Origin of the sequence: Hymenobacter wooponensis, assembly GCF_004745865.1 — a bacterium.
Lineage (GTDB): Bacteria > Bacteroidota > Bacteroidia > Cytophagales > Hymenobacteraceae > Hymenobacter > Hymenobacter wooponensis.
Map to the genome: position 1 here is coordinate 175,095 of NZ_SRKZ01000008.1, position 17,811 is coordinate 192,905.

The 17,811-nt window shown below is 59.4% G+C and carries 18 protein-coding genes; 7 read left to right on the top strand and 11 right to left on the bottom strand.

Annotation, left to right across the window (positions count from 1 at the left end):
* Nucleotides 1-98: 98 nt before the first annotated feature.
* From EU557_RS23165 to EU557_RS23190, 7 genes are all read right to left on the bottom strand, one after another.
* Nucleotides 99-980 (bottom strand): helix-turn-helix domain-containing protein, encoded by an 882-nt coding sequence (locus EU557_RS23165; protein WP_135532861.1) that lies wholly within the window; start codon nucleotides 978-980, stop codon nucleotides 99-101.
* A 21-nt stretch (nucleotides 981-1,001) separates the two neighbouring features.
* A complete protein-coding gene (locus EU557_RS26155; RefSeq protein ID WP_425351976.1) occupies nucleotides 1,002-1,148 on the bottom strand; it encodes a hypothetical protein in 147 nt (48 codons plus the stop codon).
* Nucleotides 1,149-1,677: 529 nt separating this feature from the next.
* A complete protein-coding gene (locus tag EU557_RS23170) occupies nucleotides 1,678-2,661 on the bottom strand; it encodes an alpha/beta fold hydrolase (RefSeq protein ID WP_135532862.1) in 984 nt (327 codons plus the stop codon).
* 21 nt (nucleotides 2,662-2,682) lie between these two features.
* A complete protein-coding gene (locus EU557_RS23175; RefSeq protein WP_135532863.1) occupies nucleotides 2,683-3,303 on the bottom strand; it encodes a hypothetical protein in 621 nt (206 codons plus the stop codon).
* A gap of 3 nt (nucleotides 3,304-3,306) precedes the next feature.
* A complete protein-coding gene (locus EU557_RS23180) occupies nucleotides 3,307-3,804 on the bottom strand; it encodes an RNA polymerase sigma factor (protein WP_135532864.1) in 498 nt (165 codons plus the stop codon).
* A 678-nt stretch (nucleotides 3,805-4,482) separates the two neighbouring features.
* A complete protein-coding gene (locus EU557_RS23185; RefSeq protein WP_135532865.1) occupies nucleotides 4,483-4,929 on the bottom strand; it encodes a hypothetical protein in 447 nt (148 codons plus the stop codon).
* 176 nt (nucleotides 4,930-5,105) lie between these two features.
* Nucleotides 5,106-5,372 carry a hypothetical protein gene (locus EU557_RS23190; protein ID WP_135532866.1) on the bottom strand — a complete coding sequence of 89 codons (267 nt, stop codon included), beginning with the start codon at nucleotides 5,370-5,372 and terminating at the stop codon, nucleotides 5,106-5,108.
* Between EU557_RS23190 and EU557_RS23195 the strand changes: the two genes are divergently transcribed.
* On the top strand, nucleotides 5,356-5,742 hold the full coding sequence (locus EU557_RS23195; protein WP_135532867.1) for a hypothetical protein: 387 nt from the start codon (nucleotides 5,356-5,358) through the stop codon (nucleotides 5,740-5,742). The two genes, EU557_RS23190 and EU557_RS23195, sit on opposite strands and share 17 nt — an antisense overlap.
* Nucleotides 5,743-6,018: 276 nt before the next feature.
* Here EU557_RS23195 and EU557_RS23200 read toward each other — a convergent pair whose 3' ends face one another.
* Nucleotides 6,019-8,751: a malectin domain-containing carbohydrate-binding protein gene (locus EU557_RS23200; RefSeq protein ID WP_135532868.1), complete on the bottom strand. Its 2,733-nt coding sequence runs from the start codon at nucleotides 8,749-8,751 to the stop codon at nucleotides 6,019-6,021.
* A 612-nt stretch (nucleotides 8,752-9,363) separates the two neighbouring features.
* Between EU557_RS23200 and EU557_RS23205 the strand changes: the two genes are divergently transcribed.
* From EU557_RS23205 to EU557_RS23215, 3 genes are all read left to right on the top strand, one after another.
* Nucleotides 9,364-9,969 carry a GNAT family N-acetyltransferase gene (locus EU557_RS23205; RefSeq protein ID WP_135532869.1) on the top strand — a complete coding sequence of 202 codons (606 nt, stop codon included), beginning with the start codon at nucleotides 9,364-9,366 and terminating at the stop codon, nucleotides 9,967-9,969.
* A 412-nt stretch (nucleotides 9,970-10,381) separates the two neighbouring features.
* The gene (locus EU557_RS23210) at nucleotides 10,382-10,693 is read left to right on the top strand and encodes a hypothetical protein (RefSeq protein ID WP_135532870.1); all 312 of its coding nucleotides are present in this window, start codon (nucleotides 10,382-10,384) and stop codon (nucleotides 10,691-10,693) included.
* Between the two features lie 817 nt (nucleotides 10,694-11,510).
* Nucleotides 11,511-12,584 (top strand): ligand-binding sensor domain-containing protein, encoded by a 1,074-nt coding sequence (locus tag EU557_RS23215; protein ID WP_135532871.1) that lies wholly within the window; start codon nucleotides 11,511-11,513, stop codon nucleotides 12,582-12,584.
* Between the two features lie 368 nt (nucleotides 12,585-12,952).
* Here the strand turns inward: EU557_RS23215 and EU557_RS23220 are convergent, their stop codons facing one another.
* Complete coding sequence (locus tag EU557_RS23220; RefSeq protein ID WP_135532872.1) at nucleotides 12,953-13,837, bottom strand: alpha/beta hydrolase; 885 nt, start codon at nucleotides 13,835-13,837, stop codon at nucleotides 12,953-12,955.
* A 624-nt stretch (nucleotides 13,838-14,461) separates the two neighbouring features.
* Between EU557_RS23220 and EU557_RS25600 the strand changes: the two genes are divergently transcribed.
* Nucleotides 14,462-14,632, top strand: a complete 171-nt coding sequence (locus EU557_RS25600) for a hypothetical protein (protein WP_167855323.1) — start codon at nucleotides 14,462-14,464, stop codon at nucleotides 14,630-14,632.
* A 221-nt stretch (nucleotides 14,633-14,853) separates the two neighbouring features.
* Nucleotides 14,854-15,027 carry a DUF885 family protein gene (locus tag EU557_RS23225; RefSeq protein WP_281062614.1) on the top strand — a complete coding sequence of 58 codons (174 nt, stop codon included), beginning with the start codon at nucleotides 14,854-14,856 and terminating at the stop codon, nucleotides 15,025-15,027.
* Nucleotides 15,028-15,275: 248 nt separating this feature from the next.
* Here the strand turns inward: EU557_RS23225 and EU557_RS23230 are convergent, their stop codons facing one another.
* On the bottom strand, nucleotides 15,276-15,491 hold the full coding sequence (locus EU557_RS23230) for a hypothetical protein (RefSeq protein WP_135532874.1): 216 nt from the start codon (nucleotides 15,489-15,491) through the stop codon (nucleotides 15,276-15,278).
* A gap of 194 nt (nucleotides 15,492-15,685) precedes the next feature.
* On the opposite strand from EU557_RS23230, the gene EU557_RS25605 reads away from it, so the two are divergent.
* Entirely contained in the window at nucleotides 15,686-15,859 is a 174-nt protein-coding gene (locus tag EU557_RS25605; protein WP_167855324.1) for a hypothetical protein, read from the top strand.
* Between the two features lie 116 nt (nucleotides 15,860-15,975).
* Here the strand turns inward: EU557_RS25605 and EU557_RS23235 are convergent, their stop codons facing one another.
* Complete coding sequence (locus EU557_RS23235; RefSeq protein WP_135532875.1) at nucleotides 15,976-17,118, bottom strand: TlpA disulfide reductase family protein; 1,143 nt, start codon at nucleotides 17,116-17,118, stop codon at nucleotides 15,976-15,978.
* Nucleotides 17,119-17,811: the final 693 nt, after the last annotated feature.

A 17,811-nucleotide genomic window follows, 5' to 3' on the forward strand; every position in this document is an offset into this window, starting at 1 on the left:
ATACAAACCATGCCATTCCCCGCTCTGCCCGGCAGCCGCCCCACCCCAAGAAGCTAGCGTGCGCCGACGCGGGGCAGCGGGCCCGCGCCGGGGGTGGCCTAGGCCTTGCGGCGAAGGGAGAGGGGCGTACGGCCGGTGTGCTTCTTAAAGAAGTTCTGGAAGTAGGTGGGATACTCGAAGCCGAGGCAAGTGGCAATGCTGGCCACGCTCCAGTCGGTGTGCAGCAGCAGCGCCTTGGCCTCGTCTAGGATGCGGCCGGCAATATGGGCCCTTGTGGGCTTGCCCGTCACCTGCTTCACGGCTTTGTTGAGGTGGTTAACCTTCACGGCCAGCCGGTCAGCAAAGTCCTGCGGCGATTTGAGGGGCAGCTGCTGCGCTGGCAGCTCGATCGGAAACTGGCGCTCGAGCAGTTCCAGAAAGAGCGACGTGAGGCGGGTGGCGGCGTTCTTGGGCTGCAAAACTGGATCCGCCGGCTGCAGGTGCAGCGCCTCGTGAATCAGCAGCTGCACGTACGTGCGAATCAGATCGCCCTTGAATGGATAGTCCCCTTGCTGTTCGGTCAGCATCTTGTGAAAAATACTCCTGACGTAGGCCGCTTGCGGGGCCGGAAGTTTAAACAGCGGGGGGCTGCCAAGACGAAACAGCGGCGACTTGTGCAGGCTTGCCGACCGGTCGGCGGTTTTCACAAACTCCTCGGTAAACAAGCAGGCGTAGGCGTGCAGGTGGTCCGTGCGCAGCTCCAGCGAGTACGGAATATGCGGATTGGTAAAGAACAGGTACGACCCGTCCAGCTCCAGGCTGTGGTGGGCGTAGTGCAGCAGACACTTGCTCTCCAGCAACAGCACCTTGTAATAGTCACGCCGGCTGAATACCTGCGCCGCCAGCCGGGACTGTTCCGCCGCCGGCAGCGTAAAGTTTTTCTCGTACACCTTAAAGCCTCGCAGCTGTAAGTCGACGAGGGAAGGGAGGCTAGGGCTCATGCGCCAAAGGTACAGAAATGGCTAGGCAGCGGCTGGCACGCGCTGGGTGTGGCTCCAGCACTCGCAAGCACCCGACGCCCACCGCTCTTTTATGCGAGTTGGGTACCGATCAGCCGCAAGTTCGGGCCCCATTTCCACGGGGTAGTCGGGCGTATCATGCTGCCACAGAACGTGGAGGTAGCACGTGAAAGACGAGCAAAAGGAAGCGAGAGGCTGATGTCAGACTTGATACAGTTGATAAGTAAATGTTGGTTTACGAGCCCATACTGCTCAGTTTAACGAGGACCTCGGACGATGCTGGGCGCTTGGGTTTACGCCGTGAAGGGAACCGTCTACCCCCCCTCCCAAACGGCCCTGAATCCTCCGCCGTGGCGCTGGCCTGTGAACTGCGGGATACGCCCTGCAATTTGAACCTCGTGTGCCCAGGCCAGGTGGACACCGATTTTGCCGACCACTTACACGAGATCAGGGTCACCGAGGCTGCCGCCCGCGTGGTGAAAGCCAGGCGGCGGGGGCCGGATAGTTATACCGGGCAATTTTTCGGCCCAGAGCAAGGGGCTGACCCACCTTCTTCGTAAGCCGGAAGCGTACGAGTAGGGTATAGCACGCTCTGCCCTAGTTGTTGCATTACCCGGCCAGAACTTCTGCTCAATCCGGTGGCCGTGAGCGCGCATAACCAAACGGTTAGCCACCGTTACTAGCGCGACTTGGCGGCGTTGTGCAGAATCAGCTCGGCCACTTGGGTAGTGAGCGCCGGGGCGAGGGAATGGCCCATGCCCGGAATGAGCACAAACCGCGCGTTCGGGACGTTGCTGGCCACGTCCCGGCCGGCCTCAGGGGTCACCAGCGGGTCGGCGCTGCCGTGAATCACGATGGTCGGCACCCGAATGGTTTGCAGTTGCCGTTCCCGCCCCGCATAAAAACCAGCCAGCGAAGCGGCCCCCTGCCGGCTCAGCCCGTCCGGGTAGTACGCCCGCCGCACATCCCCGGCGACGGCGGCGTGGGCGCTCAGCGAATCCAGCGGGTACGAAGGGCCGCTGAGCGCCAGCAGGGCCCGCACCTCCCGCCGGATGTAGGCCGCCGTATCGGCCGGGGGCCCCAGCGCCGGAACCCCGGCCAGTGCTTCCGGCCGGGCAACCAGGGGAAACCCAGCCTTGCCGCCCCCGGCCATGAGGCTGGCCAGCGTCAGCACTCGCCCGGGGTGATGGTAAGCTAGGCGCTGGGCAATCATGCCCCCCATCGAGGCCCCGACGACGTGGGCCCGGGCGATGCCCAGCGCCGCCAGCAAGCCCGCCGCATCGGTGGCCATGTCGTCGAGGGTATAGGGCAGCGGCGGCGGCGTATGGGCCTGCAGCGCCTGCCCGATAGCCGCCCAGTCGGGCAGGCCCGCCGGGGCCAGCTTGCTGGAAAGCCCCACGTCGCGATTGTCGAACCGAATCACCTGATAGCCCCGGCGGGCCAGGTAGTGGCAAAAGGGAGTGGGCCACGCCGTCAGCTGACTGTTGGTCCCGGCAATCAGCAAGATGGCTTCCCGGTTAGGGGAGCCGAACCGCTCGTAGGCCAGGGTGAGGCCGTTGGCGACGACCACTCCCCGTTGGAGCTGGGGCGGCCGATTCATCTGCGGCAGGCAGCCGCAAGCCCCCAGGCTGGCGGCTAGGCCAAGATAGAGCCAGGTTTTCATGGTGGTAAAGGAGCTATCGGGCTAGTGACTGAATTCCGCCAACAGGTCTTGCAACTGCCGCAGGGGCTGCTCGAAGTGGAGGCGATTCTCCCGCTGAATTGCCCACCCACTCGCCAGCAAGGCCAGCAGGTAGGTAAGGAGAGCCCCCGTCGGGTGTTGCGGCACGCCCCCCGGCACGTAGAGCCGGAACACTAACCACACCCCCAGCGCGGTAGAAAGCGGGATGAGCAGGTATTCATAGCCGCGCTTGAACCGGTAGAAGGCGCGCAGGCCGTCGTATTGCTGCTGAATACCGGCCCGCAGGGAAGCCCCGCCGGCCCGCCGGGCCGGGCTGGCCCGGGCAATTCGCTTGAATTGCCGCAACAGCACGATCGTGAAGGGCAGGTAGAGCAGCGCCCCGCCCAAGCACAGCGCCTGCACCCCCAGCCCCCCCCAAAAGCGGATAAACACGTGACTCAACAGCCCGTACACGATAAGCTGGAGCATTAGCGAGGCCCAGAAGTAGTGCATGGCCCGGTTGACCTGCCGAGCGCCCCTGGCCTTGGTGATGGCCAGGAGCTGAGCCGGTTCCACCCGCTGCCCCCCCGCTGGCCCCGGCGCGCCCGTGGCCCATACGTGCTTAAGTTCATCCAGTGTCGACATCGGTTAGAGAGTAGTAGGGTTGACGGGTAAACGCGACTTCAGTTCCTTTTTAATCCGCACCAGCCGAACGCTCACGTTGGTTTTCGACAGGCCCGTGATGGTGGCAATTTCCTCGTAGCTCAAGTCGTCCAGGTAGAGCAGCACAATGGCTTTGTTCAGGGGCGAGAGCAGCGCAATGGCCTCGAAGAGCTCCTGGATAGCCTGCTCCCGGTCATCGGGCGGCGGGTCGGGAATTTGTTCGTGCCAGGCCACCAGGGGGTTGGTTGGCCGTTTACGCGCCGTGCGCTGAGCCATCAGGGCGGTATTCAGGCACACGCGGTACATCCAGGTGGAGAACTTTGCCTGCCCCGTGAAAGACGGATAGGACCGCCACAGCTGATAAATCATCTCCTGCACCAAATCGGCCCGCTCGTCCGGCTCGGGCTGATAGGCTTGCCCAATCCGGTAGGCAATGCCCAGGTGCTGGTTGAGCTGGGCAAGAAAGAGTTGCTCGGTGACCATGATGCTGAGTTGCGAGTGCCTTTTCTCCGTTAGTTGTCAACCGGACCAAAAAACTACAACAGCCGGCAGCGCCCCCCAAAAAGAAGCATCTACTTCTTTGCCTACCTAGTATGATTATAGGCCTCACCGTTCAGCCCAGCCAGGGAAATTGCCCGTAGTTTTTAGTCTTGCTGTCCGCAACGCGTCAACGACCACTAAACGTCGACTTACCAATTGACATAAGGGCTGACAAGCCGCTTGCTGGCCATAATAAAGCATGGCCAGCTCTAGTTTATACCTCTATCCCTATCCCTAGATAAACTACGGCTGTGCACTCGGTTTGCCGTTCGTACAGCTGCCTTGGAGAGGAAGAGGGAGTGCAGCACTGTCGGCCCACGATCTCCCTATTCATCTATTATCCTTATGCCCTTAGTAGTTATTTTTCTCGTGGCGGCCTGGCTGGTTCCGGTTCATACGGTTCTAGGCCAGCAGCGGGACGCGGACACTGCCACCCGCGCTCCGTCGGCGAGGTCAACCCCTACATTTTGGGGCGTCACAGTAGACCTTGGGTCTGCCACACTCGATGGGGACCAGCTCACCACCGTGTTTGCCCCCTACTCCGCCGCTTCCCTTTCGCGGGAGGGGTTTCGCAGGCCTTCCAGCTCGTCCTCAGTGACTAGGTGTTTGGCGCCGGCGCATTTACAACTTCCACCAAGGCCTCTTTCGGTCCGACTTCTGCTGGTAGACTTCTTCCATTGGCTTCAGCTCGCCGTTTACGGGCAGGAGGACGGGACCCTCAAAACTGGGGTCGTAAAAGCCAACTTGATGCTTGAGTGCCAATCGGTGGGCCATTTCGTTGGCTTCCCCTGTCAGTGACCAGCTGAAAGCGGCATAGATAACCACGCGACCAATACTATAGTCTGTTTCATAAGCATTCGTGTGGTCATCGGTTGCGTGCATCCCGTTCAAATCCGGAAAGACCTGCTCCATGTCCAGAAGCCAAGCCCGAAGCTCAGGAGTGGTTATTGCCGGGTCGTTGTACCCATGATCCTCTGCCCATTCCGTTTGGCTTTCATACCAAACCATAAACTCAGGCTTTGTTTTTGGCGCGGCTTCTTGGCTAAAAACCAGCAGGTCGTAGCTCATGCAGATATTACGGCTAAAGTACCACGCCGCGCGTAGCGGATGGTTGGACTACAACTTACCACTTTCCCTGGACCAGTCCGAGAAGCTAACGCTGTGATAACCCAAATGAGGAGGTGGCCTACGGAAGCTGCTATAATGCCACGAGCGAATCCACCTGCGGGGCGCTCCACCCGTGGCTAAGCAACAATAGTCACGTCGGTGAAAATACGTCTTCTGCCCACTCGATACGTTTTGATATAGGCCAGTACCGTCTCAAACAGCCTGTACGTTTCCTCTTCTCCGTACGGGAAGTACAGGTTGGCGGCTTTACCAGCCACGATGCCTTCCGCACTATTCAACGCCCAGATTACACGGGCTTGCGGATACTTTATGGACGCAATAGTTATTTTCCCGAAACACGGTATCTGCTCGTTATTGAAATGAGCGATGGCGGAAATTTTCATGCGGCAATATGAGCCCGTTAACATTGTTACGATTCCACGGGGACTGCTAGCGGGGTGCTGCACTTCTCCGGCATCCCCCTTTCGCTTTGCCCCTTCTTTCACGTCTTACTCCGACGGAGGGTTACCCGCTACGCAAGGAGCCACTCTTTATCAGATCACCACCTGCCGGCTGACCGACACCTTACTGGCACTGCACTTTCAGGTCAAGAGGCCGGATGCGGGCCCCCACGTTATTCGGCTTGCCATTACCTATGAGGCGGAAACGATTGACTACCAAACGGCTCTGAACTCATTCTTACCGCCCCCAGAGCCGGAGCCTCCGTACTATCGGGAAGTGGTGAGCTCGGCCAGCGGCCAGCATGCTCACTAGCGAGGCTAGTGGGCTACCGGAAGCCAGCGCCGCAGATTGCGTTTACCGCCCCCGCCCATTGACAGTCATGTCCAGCGGTAGTACTATCGGGTCCGCATTGGCGAGGCCGACTTCCTGTTTTTCAATACTGGGGATGAAGGCTACTATACGATCAACCAAAGGGAGGAGGTCCTCGCCCAGGATAGTTATGCGTGCCAGTGGAGTGAGCAGTTGCCTTCCCACCAACCATAGAGCCCAGCTACGGTAGTTCACTGAACCCTCTAGGGTTAGCCGTTGCTAGTAGGGTCCGATCAACAGCTTCTGGTGCTGGACGGGCCCCTGGGCGGGGTGCAGGGTGAGGTGGTAGAGGCCCTTGGCCAGCCCCGGCGCCTGCACCGGCACCTGATTGTCGCCGGCCCGTAAAAGTACCTTTTGCCGCAGCACCACCCGCCCCAGTCCATCGCGCAGCGTGAGCTGGGCCGTTTGAACCTGCGTGCTGCGGCAGCTCACCGTGAACTCGCCCGCACTGGGGTTAGGGTACACGCCCACCGCTTCGCTCGGTTGCCGCCCTTGGGGGGCGGCAACCTGCCGCATCGCGGGTGCGCGGCTCACCGGGCTGCTCGCCTCGGCGGCGGGCAGCACCTCGATGGCGGACACCTTAGGCTGGTCCACGCCGCCCTCGGCTGGCAGGGCGCTAAAATCCAAGTTCAGCTCCCCGTCCGTGAGGGTAACCAGGAAGGTCTCGGTGGTAGCGGTATTGGCCCCCACTTTTTGGTAGATGTCGTAGTTGTCGAGCACCTTGGTGCCTTCCGCACTTACATCGAATACCCGCTGCCCCGGCTGGGTCCAGTAAATTTCCGCAAAGTGTAGCACGACCTGGTAGCGCCCGTTGGGGACGGGCAGGGTGTAGCTTAAGTAACCGTTGGTGCCGTAGCGCTCGGTTTGGTACAGGGCATCATCGGCCGCCACGGCAATGGCGGCCGTGGTGCGGTAGGTGTTGCCGTGGCTAGGCCCGTAGTAGGCGTCGGCGGCGAAGTTCCCGCGGGCCGTGGCCAGGGCGCCGCCGCCGGCATTCAGCTGGTAGGTGGGGGTCAGCGGGTGCACCTCCAGGGCCGCGAGCTTGGGCTGATCAATCCCCCCCTCCGCGGCCAGGGCGGATAGGTCCAGGTTGAGCATGCCGTCGGTGACGTGGACGGAGAATGTCTCCGTGGTGGCCGTGTTGACGCCCACCTGGGCAACAATGTCGTAGTCCTCGAGCACCAACTGCTTTTCCAGGTGCACGTCAAACCGGCGTTGCCCCGGCTGGGTCCAGTAGATCTCGGCTAGGTGCAGCACCACTTGGTAAGTACCATTTGGTACGGGCAGGGCGTAGCTCAGGTATCCGTTGGTGCCGTAGCGCTCGGTTTCGTACAGGGCAACCTCCGACGTCCCGGCAAGCCGGGCGGTAGTGCGGTAAGTGTTGCCCGGCGTAGGAGCATAGAACTGATCGGCCACAAACGTACCGAGCATGGTGCTCACCGTTGCGCCGCCGGCATTGATGCGGTAGTGGGTAGGTAAGGGCGCCGTAGCCGGGTTAAGCCGGATGCTGGCTGAGCCCCCGCTTCCGCTGCTTGCGTTGGCCGTCGCGAAGTCCAGCGTGCCGTCCCCATCCAGGTCGCCCACCGCAATGGCCCGGGGGCTTTCGGGCACCACCATAGTCTGGTCGCCACTGAAGTTGCCCAGGCCATCGTTGCGCCGCAGGCTCACGGAGTTAGGAAACCCGCCCGCCAGCAAATCCAAGTCGCCATCCCCATCCACATCCCCCAAGGCCTCGAACACGGCGAAAGAGCCTAGGTTGACAAATCGGCTGCCGCCGAATGCGCCTTGTCCGTCGTTGAACACCACCGTAACGGTGCTGCCGGTATTGGCGGCCACCACATCCAGGTCGCCGTCCCCATCCACATCCCCCAGCAGCAAGCCCCCGGGCATGGTGGCAATATCTAGGCTCTGACCGGTGCTGGCAAACGAACCCTGCCCGATATTCAGGCGCACATCAATGAGCCCATTGCGGCCGCTCGCCAGCAGGTCCAGGGCCCCGTCGTTGTTAACGTCCCCTAGCACCACCGTCGAGGCGTTCAGGCTCACGGGCACTATGGGGCCTTCGCTGAAGCCAGCGCGGCCGTTATTTAGCCTTACCCGCACGACCGTGCTGGGCGCTGGCCCACTACTTGTCGCGCCTTCGGTCACTACATCCAGGTCGCCATCCCCATCCACATCGCCTAACGCCGCGCCGCCCAGGCCCGCTGGTTCCAGAGAACCGAAGTTCCCCCCGCTGTTTAAGCGCACGCCTCCCCGGGTTACCAGGTCCAGGTCGCCATCGTTGTCCAAATCGCCCAGCAGCAGTTTGCCCGCACTGCTACCGGGTATTTCCTGGCCGTTAGCAAAAGTGCCATTGCCCTTATTCAGGCGAACACTAACGGTGTTTTCGGGACCCGTACTGACCGCATTTACGGCTAGCAAGTCCAGATCACCGTCGTTATCGATGTCGCCTAGGGCGAGACTAAACGGGTTGCTCAGCGGCACGTCGGGTTGGCTGCTGAACAGGCCCGTACTGGGGGCGGTGGCCGACGTAAACTGGAATACGTAGGGACGGGCTAGATTCTGCTGGCTGCTACTCTGCACGGCGCTAGTCACGGTTGCGGAAACAACCTCCCCGGCCTTGAAGGGTACTGTGGGGCGGTACGTGAGCGTGTTGCCACTGACTGCGGGAGTCCCTTGTTTGTAGCCGCCCGCCTGTGAGCTGAACACGGCAAGCGCGGCCGCGGTAGTCGAACTGTGGCTTAAAGGCTGGCTGAACCCCACCGACACCGCCGTCGTGGGGGGAGCGGCTAACGCGTTGCGGGTAGGCGTCCACCCCGTGGGCGCTAGCTCTTGGGCGCAGGCGGTGTCCGCTAAGAAGATAACTAAACTTAACAGTCCCAGGTGCCCTCCCCGGAGGAAGAAGGCAGGGGCAGTAGCCACCGGACGAATAGCAGGACGAATAGCAGGCATAGGATGACGGTAGTACCAGGCAAGGGCAAGCCCGCACCGTGGGGCCGGCCCTCTTCCAGCAGGTAGAAATAGGTGGCGCCAGATAGCAACCCACTAAAACTACTAGTTAATATTCAAATAGTTAAATAAATATTTAACCCATTACGCATGCTTATGGGGGCCACCCCCAGGCTGGTGATGGAGTGAGGCGTACGGTAGGGCGCGGAGTTGTTTGGCCCGCCAGCGCAGCGTAAGCCGGTGGCGCCCCGTGGCCGGCCGCTACCGGCACTTGGTTTATTCCTGCTTGCCGGAGCACTACCCGGCCCAGCCTGTTGGTCAGCAGCAACTGCGCGGTTTACCCCGGGGTATCTGCCCGAAATTGCGCTTAAACCTAGCCAGGCCACGGCCACTCAGGCACGCAAACTGCGTTAGGGCAAGGTTAAACGGGAAATGGTGAATAATGAACGGCGCTAAGTCCGGCCGGCTAAAACCAGCCACGTTATCGATTATCGGTTTACGCCACACGCAAGCGCGGCTGCTCAGCAACAGTCTACCTTCCGCTAACGCGTTTTCTCCCCGGCCGAGCCGGCCTAGTTGGAAAGCGGGCGACCAGACTTCTACCTTCGCCGCCTGATGATGGATATGCCTCGCTTTTCAGTCTCCTACGGCCGCATTCGGTTGCGCCCCTTGCTGCCGACCGACCACCCGTCCTTCGCCACCTACCGGGCCGATCCGCAGGTGGCCCGCTACCAGGGCTTTGCCCCGTACACCGCGGCCGACGCGGCCGCGTTTATCGAAGCCAATGCGCAAACGCCCATTCCGCCCGAGCCGGGGCAGTGGGTGCAGCTCGCCCTCACGCGGGCGGCGGATGGGGTTTTATTGGGCGACTGCGCCCTGCACCGGCAGGCCGCGGAGCCTCGGTTTGGGGAGTTTGGCATTACGCTGGCTCCCGCCTGGCAGGGGCAGGGCTACGCCCGCGAGGCGGTGCTGGCCCTGCTGGGCTACTGTTTCGAAGAGCTCGTCCTGCACCGGGTCCTGGCGCTCACCGACGTGCGCAACCAGGGCTGCGTGCACCTGCTGGAAAGCGTCGGGATGCGGCGCGAAGCGCATTTCCAGCACAACGGGTGGTATAAAGGCGAGTGGTGCGACGAGCTGCAATACGCCTTGCTGGCCACCGAGTGGGCCCAACGGAGTACACCCGCTTCACCAGACGAAAAAATAGGCGCCCCAAACCCGTGAGGCGGTTATCCCGGTTTGGGCTCGAGACCGCACGAGATGATAGGCCGGGCCGAAAAATCGTCGCAGCGCGGGCAGCTTACGCCTTAAGCTGAAGCGGCCCCGCTAGCCCCCGCGTACTCTGCTGGCCTAGGTCCAGCCTTCAATTCCGGAAAAACAAGCTAGCAGAGCTATTCCACGGGGGCCCGGTCTAGGGCGTGGCCTTACCAAGGCCTCGCTTCCATCCTTGGGTGCAAATAGCGCGGGGCTGACTACTGGGGGCGAGGGTACTGAGCACCCGCGGGCGCAAAAAGCCGTTGCCTACGATGAAAAATTCCGGCGGCTGGCTCGGTAAGTACTAGAGACTATTGAAAAAGGCGCGTCAGCTACGGGCCTCGACCGGCGGCCGGCCGGCCCGAGCAACTATTTCCGGCAATTGCGCAGTAAACACGGGCCTACCCCTACCCGGGAGGAAAAGCTAAATGCCGTTCACAGACGAGGGGAGAGTGCTCGAAGGCACTGGAAAATCCACTCGGATAAGGCGCTGAAGATTCTGAAGTATTCCATCAGCCTGCAATCGGCCTTCCATGCTGTTCGCAATAATAGGAGCCTGGCCCCCGACAACCGGCAGCGTAACCGGCAGGAGAGCGTACTGCTTATCAAGAATATATCGGCGCTCGTCAAGTTCGTGGAATCCATCGAGGAAGCCCCCGCAGCCACCCAAGACGAAAGCGCTAAACGCACCTGATACCAGGTGCCAGAAAAGAACAAAAACCGCATTCACAGCCTGTAAATGCGGTTTCTTATGCGTATCTTAGGGGTAACGCACGGTATCCACCCCGCCAACTCGGTTGCCTATGAACGGCGAAACCCTGGGGGCTGGGGGGCCTCCAGGGTTTCAAGAAGTGGGTGCAGCTACACCCTACTTCTAACGCAATGGATAAGGAACGGGCTGCAACGGATTTTAGGTTCACGCTTAAAATCCGAATACCCCAGGAGCTAGTCAAATGGCTGTTGGGGTTTCTATTGGGCGGCGGCGCCGTGGCGCTGCTCGAACACTGGAAGTAAGGGTAAGGGGAGCCGAAAGGCTTCCCTTATTTTTTACTGTATAAAGATACGGTTCTCGGGTCAACAAAGTCAAGAGCTATCCTTCGCGCGGGTAGCAGTTCAGGCCGCACGAGCGCTCGATCTTTACCCTGCCTGCCTTCCTGGCTGACTTTGAGTGCGAGCTTATTCGTGAACGCACGGCAGCCGGTCTAGCCCCGGCGCGCATCGTCGGCCGGCGTTCAGGTCTCGCCGAAGCGGCCGGGCGCCCGGCAATCGGGGCCGGGACGCTCCACTAGGAGCAGCAAGTCGGCGGGACTATTCAGCCCTCCCGGCAAGCTTCCTGATTCAGATAACCTCTGCGGGGATACTTACCGAGCAGTAAAGCTCCGTCGAAAGGCAACTACCTTCGTGTCCCCACGTGCCCCCGCCTCTACTCCGCCTCTTGTGTATGGGCGTACGGGGCCAGGGTGAGCCGTCGTTCTTAGCCCAAAGGGCAGCCGGAATATTTAACCGCAACCATGACCCGAAAGCTACTGCTCGGCCCTAGTATTATCGCCTGGACAGTTGTGCTCACGTCCTGCCACGAACCGGGTAAAACGGACTTGCCCGCAGAAAAAGTGAGGCAACGACGTGTCGCCGACCACCCACCCGCCCAAGGCTCCCCAAAGAGTGGCACCGCTGGCCGTCTGCTGCAGGACCGCGCCGGCAATATTTGGTTCGGCACCTTTGCGGGACTCTATAAATATGACGGCAACTCGTTTCGCCACTTTACCACTACAAACGGGCTGAACAGCAATTGGGTGTGGTGTCTGTTGGAGGATAAAGCCGGTACCCTCTGGGTCGGTACCGAAGCGGGAGTGTGCCTGTACGACGGGAAAACGTTTACTCCCATTGCCATCCCGGTGCGCAAAGACCTGCCCCCCAACCAGTACCGCAGCTCCCACACTGTATTCAGCATAATGCAGGATAGAAGCGGCAAACTATGGTTTGCCACCGTTGACGGGGTGTATATCTACGATGGCAAATCCTTCACGCCCTTTATAATCAAACAGGGCGGGAGTGGGTATATGAGTAGCAACCACAACGTGGAATACATGTTGGAAGATAAAGCCGGGACCATCTGGTTGGGAGGCAGGGGTAACGAAGGGGTGTTTCGCTATGATGGCAAAACCATTACCACCCTGCAAATCAACGAACGAAAAGAGTTTAACTGGGCCTGGCCACAGCTGCAAGACAAGCAAGGAAATATCTGGTTTAGCAATTGGACGGGGGCCTACCGGTATGATGGCCGCTCCTTTAGCAAAATGAGCGGCTTATCAATGGGTCCGATCAATCCGGTTACCCGCATTATTGAAGACCAGCGAGGCACCATTTGGATCGGAGGCAGCCAGGGAATTTGCCGAAACGATGGCATCGCCTTCACCTGTTTTACCGAACAAGATGGCTTGATCGATAATGACGTGTGGTCAGTTTTGGAAGACAGAGCGGGAAACCTGTGGATTGGGAATAGAAACACTCACCTATCTCGCTACGATGGAAAAACCTTCACCAATTTTTTGGTAGAGAAAGGCTTTTCCCCTAGTGAACAGTAAAAAACCTTCCGGCTCCTGTTCCAACATGCTTTTCTGCTGGAGCAGCACCAGTGCCTGGACCTGCTGCACTATCCGGCCGCCGAACGCTACGCCCGCTTCTGCCACCTATATCCCCGCCTGCGCCACCGCGTCGTCCAGAAGTACATTGCCTCGTACCTGGGAATGACGCCCGAATTTCTGGGCCACCGGCGCCAATTCCTCACCGGAGTGAGTAGCGGGGAAACCGTCCTGAAAAAGCGTTTCCCGGGCGGGCTGCTCCCCTGTGCTTATACCTCTGAAAGTACGGGCAGCCCCAACAACTGATGTCTGAGTGGCTCTGCGGCAACTGAGCAACCCAGCGGCGCGGTTGCGGGCACCGGGGCGTCGTGCTACTTTCGCCCCGTGTCAAACAGGAAACGCAGCGCGTCGTACTCGGCAATAAAGGGCACCGACATGTGGCTCTCGTTGGGATAATACTTGCCCTGGTACTTCAACCCGTTGTGCGGGTTGAGTTCAAAATAGCGCTGCAAGGTCAACCCGCTGCGCATGTGCAGCGTCGCCGGGGTGGTGTCGGCCAGCACCGTCGGGATATCCAGGCCTTCCGCCGCCGTGTGGGCAATGCCCAGGTAGAAGGAGGTGCCGGGAAAACGCCGGGTTTCCAGCGCCCGTTTGGTTTCTTGCAACAGGGTTTGGTTGTCCCACCACATGCTGGGGTCCAGGCAGATATAGGAATCAAACAACCGGGTGTGGTGCACAAAAATTTGCATGACGGCCAGCCCTCCCAGCGAGTGGCCGATCAGGAGTTTGCGGGGTTGGGTCGGGTAGTGCCGGTCGATGTAGGGCATCAGCTCCTGTTCGAGGAACGCGATAAACGGTTCGCCTCCCCCACTCGTTCTGCTGGCCCCCGCCGCCCAAAAAGGAGGGTCGGTGGCCACGTGCGTGGGGGTCAAATCTTTTCGTCGGTCCGGATGCAGCAGGCCAACCACGATCATTTGCGGGCACACCGCGTTGTAGTTGGTGCTGAGGTATTGCACCATGCTCGTGGCGGCGGCAAACTGGGCGTCGGCATCGAACAAGTACACCACTGGGTACCGTTGGGTGGCCGCCCTTTGGCCCGCCGCACCAGCGGGCACGTGGACATAAAATTTGCGGCTTTCTTGCAGGATTGTGGACCGGAGGCTGTCGGTGTGGCCCAGGATTGTTTGGTTGCCTGGCTGCGCCGCGCTGTGGAAGCATACCAAGATGCCCGACAGGAAAAGAAGTAACTGGTTCATGGGAGTGGCGGCGTCTGCTGGGTTCAAGACCAGTCGTACAGAGTACGGTTTCTCGATGCGCCTCTTGCCACCATACCACCACGGCCTGCATAACGGACGCTGTTCATGATTTCCTCGTTTTTATGAACCCGCACCCGCTCCTTGCTGAGCAGCATCTTCTCATAAGACATCTTGGGGGGAGGGCTACTTCGTTAGGGGGTGGATCTGCAAAGGGAGCTAACTAGTACCGGTAGATTGACTAGGCCTGGTACTAAAATAAGGTAACCATTTTTGTCTTGTTCTCACCCTACCTCCTACCTACCTGCTGCCTCGCGTTCCACGCGAGGCGATCTAAACGGGAACCTCCCGTCCTGACCAAAGTCAACAGCAGAGACCTGGAGCAGATTGTCAGGTGGAACTACTGGTAAATAGCTCCTTTACTACTTCCCGTACTTCTTTGCCTAGTACCTAACACACCTCCCGGAGGAGCAAACACAGCCCGCCTAAACTGTCCAACTTCTGGGAGTAAGACAATCATTGCCCAACTCCTTATTGGTTATGGTAAAATATTTACAGGAATAATTGAAATTATACAGTTCTTTACTGAACAGTAGCTAAGCTTGCGGTAATCCCAATCTACTTTTTATGCAACAAGCTTTAGCTCTTCTCCACTTCTGCGCCGCGATTTTTCAACCCAATTACGCGAGGGCACATGGGGACAACCGCCGGCTTAAAACCGCCGCCGTCGATACGGCCTTTTTACTGCCCGTGTACCTAATGGTGGGCAAGCCCGACTACGTACGTCGGCGGAGCTGACGCAGCAGTATTTCGCCGCCAGCAAGGCCCTTAAGGAGCCGCTGTTCTTATTCGAGCACAGCGGGCATGCCCCGGGCGGGCCCGCCCCCCGCTTTTTCGCACGCGCCTGCGGCAACTGGCGGCCGCTAACCCAGCCAAGTAACCGAGACTAATCCTAAAACGCTTGTCATTACTGATGAAAACAACACTACTGCCTACCGTGGCGGCTGGCCTCTGAGGCGCTGAGCTACAAAGTGGGGCAGCTGAAAATCAGTGAGCTGCGCGCCCGCTACGAAAAGCAGCTGGGCAAGAAGTTCAGCCTGAAAGCCTTCCACGACGAGCTGCTGGCCGGTGGCAGCATGCCCCTGGCCGTGCTCGAACGCAAGATGGACGCTTGGGCGGCCCGGCAGCGCTAAGTGCTGGCTAGTGCTCCCATTGCCGCTAGCTAATTGACTGCCAGGCTACACAACCCTGGTTAAGCTAAACACTAGGCTCAGCTTAACCAGGGTTGATGCAGGCCAGCGAGGCTAGTTAGCTAAGAGGTAGGCTTACGGAGAAGGTGCCTCCTTATCCCCGGGCAACGATATCGTGCGACAGGCCGGGCCCTCGCCCGTGGGTTTGATGGTGGGGAAGAGTGGGAAGATCTTGCTCGGCACCTCGGGGCTCATACCCGAGCTGTTGTCGCGTACAAGGCTGGTCCCGTGCCCGTTCTGATGCTTTGCGGGCACGCGTACCGTGGGCGCGTAGCCCGTTTCGCCCACTGCTGGCGCTGCTGCACGGCATACAAGGCGTTGCTAAATAGGTTGAGCCGCCCCTGCCCCAGGTCGCCCGCGCCGGCCTCTACCAGCGGCAAGTCCGGCGCCCAGTCCGTAGCGAGCACCGAATAGAAGAACGTATCCTTGGCTCACAGGCCCGGCGCAGGCACTCGTCGCAGAGGGCGTTGAGGGCCCGCTCCCCCGCGCGCTGCGTCGCCTGCTGCTCCAGCGTCTCGTTGTGCTATGCTGGCAGGGCTTGCTTTTTCTGCTCCTGCGCGCTAGTTTAAGCTGAACGCGGCTGAACCACCGCGAGTTTTAGTTGCAGCTGCGCATTGAGGGCAAACTCACGGGCAAGGAACTGGCTGATGCCCAGCGTGGGCGCCAGCTAGCTTCCGAGCAGGAAAGCGAAGGCGGGGAGCGGATTCCGGCAAATGCCCGGGCATATCCCGCCAAAATACTCAGCAGCCCTAGAGCGACTCCGGTGCCAAGCTAGCTCACCTGCTTCACTTACCCTCTAGCCGCACCTTACTGTACCACTGACCGGGCCGGAGCATAGCGGAAGAATTAAACTCCCGGATCGAACAACTAATACTTTGCCCTCCAGTACAATTAATTAGCCTTGCCCAGCAGCTCGGCCAGTTTTTTCGCTAGCTCCTCGCCCCACAGGTTGGTGGCCAGAATGCGGCCCTGGGGGTCGAGCAGAAAGTTTTGGGGAATGGCATTTACCCCATACGTAAGGGCTACTGGGTTGGGCCTGGACAGCGAGCTTACCTGCGACCATGGCAGGCCGTCGCTCTCAATGGCTTTCAGCCAGGCCGCCCGCTGCGAGGCGTTATCCAGTGATACCCCGAGGACGGTAAAGCCTTTGCTTTTGTAAGCGTTATACAGCTTAACCAACTGAGGGTTTTCCTGCCGGCATGGCGCGCACCAGGAGGCCCAGAAATCAATTAACACGTACTTGCCGCGCAGGTCCGAGAGCTTAAGCTGCTGACCATCGGGGTTAGCTTGACTGAAATCAGGCGCCACTGCCCCTACCGCTACGCGCTGCAATTGCTCAATGCGCTGCTGCATAACCTTGCCATAGGGTGAGCTGCGAACACGAGGGTCTAGGGCCGCGAAGAGGGCGGCGTAAGAGCTGGCCTGGGGCATGGGCCCAACGTAGCTTTCTAGTACATATAAGCTATAAGGATTCGTTGGATGTGCCTTTAGGTAGGCCGCGTAGACTTCCTGACGCTTTTCGTAGATGGCATTAGCCTCCTGATTCAGCTTAGCCTCGGCGGCAGGCGTGTTGCGCTCAGCCGCGGGCAGGGCTTCGAAGGCCGCGTACAAGGCATCCAGTTGCTGGCGGAAAGACGAGACTTGCGCGGCCAGGCTGGTGCTTTCGTGGTTGAGCGGGGTACCTTCGGTTGCCGCATATTTTACATGATCCTTACCAACCACCGTAATAGTGCCTTTTTCCAAGTAAATGAGTAGCCGCTCATCCGACCGCTCTACGGGAGTACCAGGGGTGGGCACAATAAGCTGGGCCTGCGGCAATGCCGGCACTACGCCTTTAAACTGAAAGTGGCCCTTGTGCACGGCTGCCGAATCAACGACCGATTGCGTACCATTTTTGTAGTACAGGTACGCCATCCGGGCCTTAGCTGCCGGCAAGCTGCCTTGCACAAGGAAAGAAGCGGGTGGCACCGGCTTCGATTGGGCCGAGGCCGCCAGCGGGACCATGCCGAGTAAGAAGTGCAGTAAGCGGCGCATAGTACAGTGGAAAGGTAAGGGAGAGGCGTTAGCCAAGTTGATAGAGACAAGAATGCCGAGCAGCCCGGCGGATGAGCAGCACAAAGGTGAGAGCCCCACTAGGCTGCTTTCCTTGATTTTTATCAAGAATAATCTTGCGTCCGCCTGTAGCGTAATCTTTCTCACAACTACGACCTCGTTCTTGATATAAGTCAAGGCAAGCCGCCAGCGCTTGGCGGTACTTTTAGCGCTTGAGGGTTGCGGGATTAGTACGTTGTAACTACTTGGTTAAAAAACAACTGCAAGTCACTTATCCTCCAGCAACTTAGAATTCTAAGGTTCCAGCAGCCTGCTGTTTTCTTGCCCTTACTATCATCTCGTGAAATACTTACTGGTACTTCTGGCATTGCTGGCCTCACCAGTCCAAGCAACGCCCTTCTATCCTCTGGTAAGCAAGGTTGATTATCCTCTACTCAGCCAAACGGAAACCGAAAGCCTTCGCCACCGGCTCTGGCAGAGTCCGCGCGATACAACTCGCGTGCGTCTGTTGCTGCGCTTGAGCAACGACTTAATAGCCAAGGGCAAAGTCAAAACGACTTTAGCCGACAGCGCAGATGCGTATGCACATCAGGCTAAAACCCTAAGCGAGGCACTACATTTTACAGTAGGCCAGTTGACAAGCGCTTATACAATAGGATTGCTCCTGTGCACGTC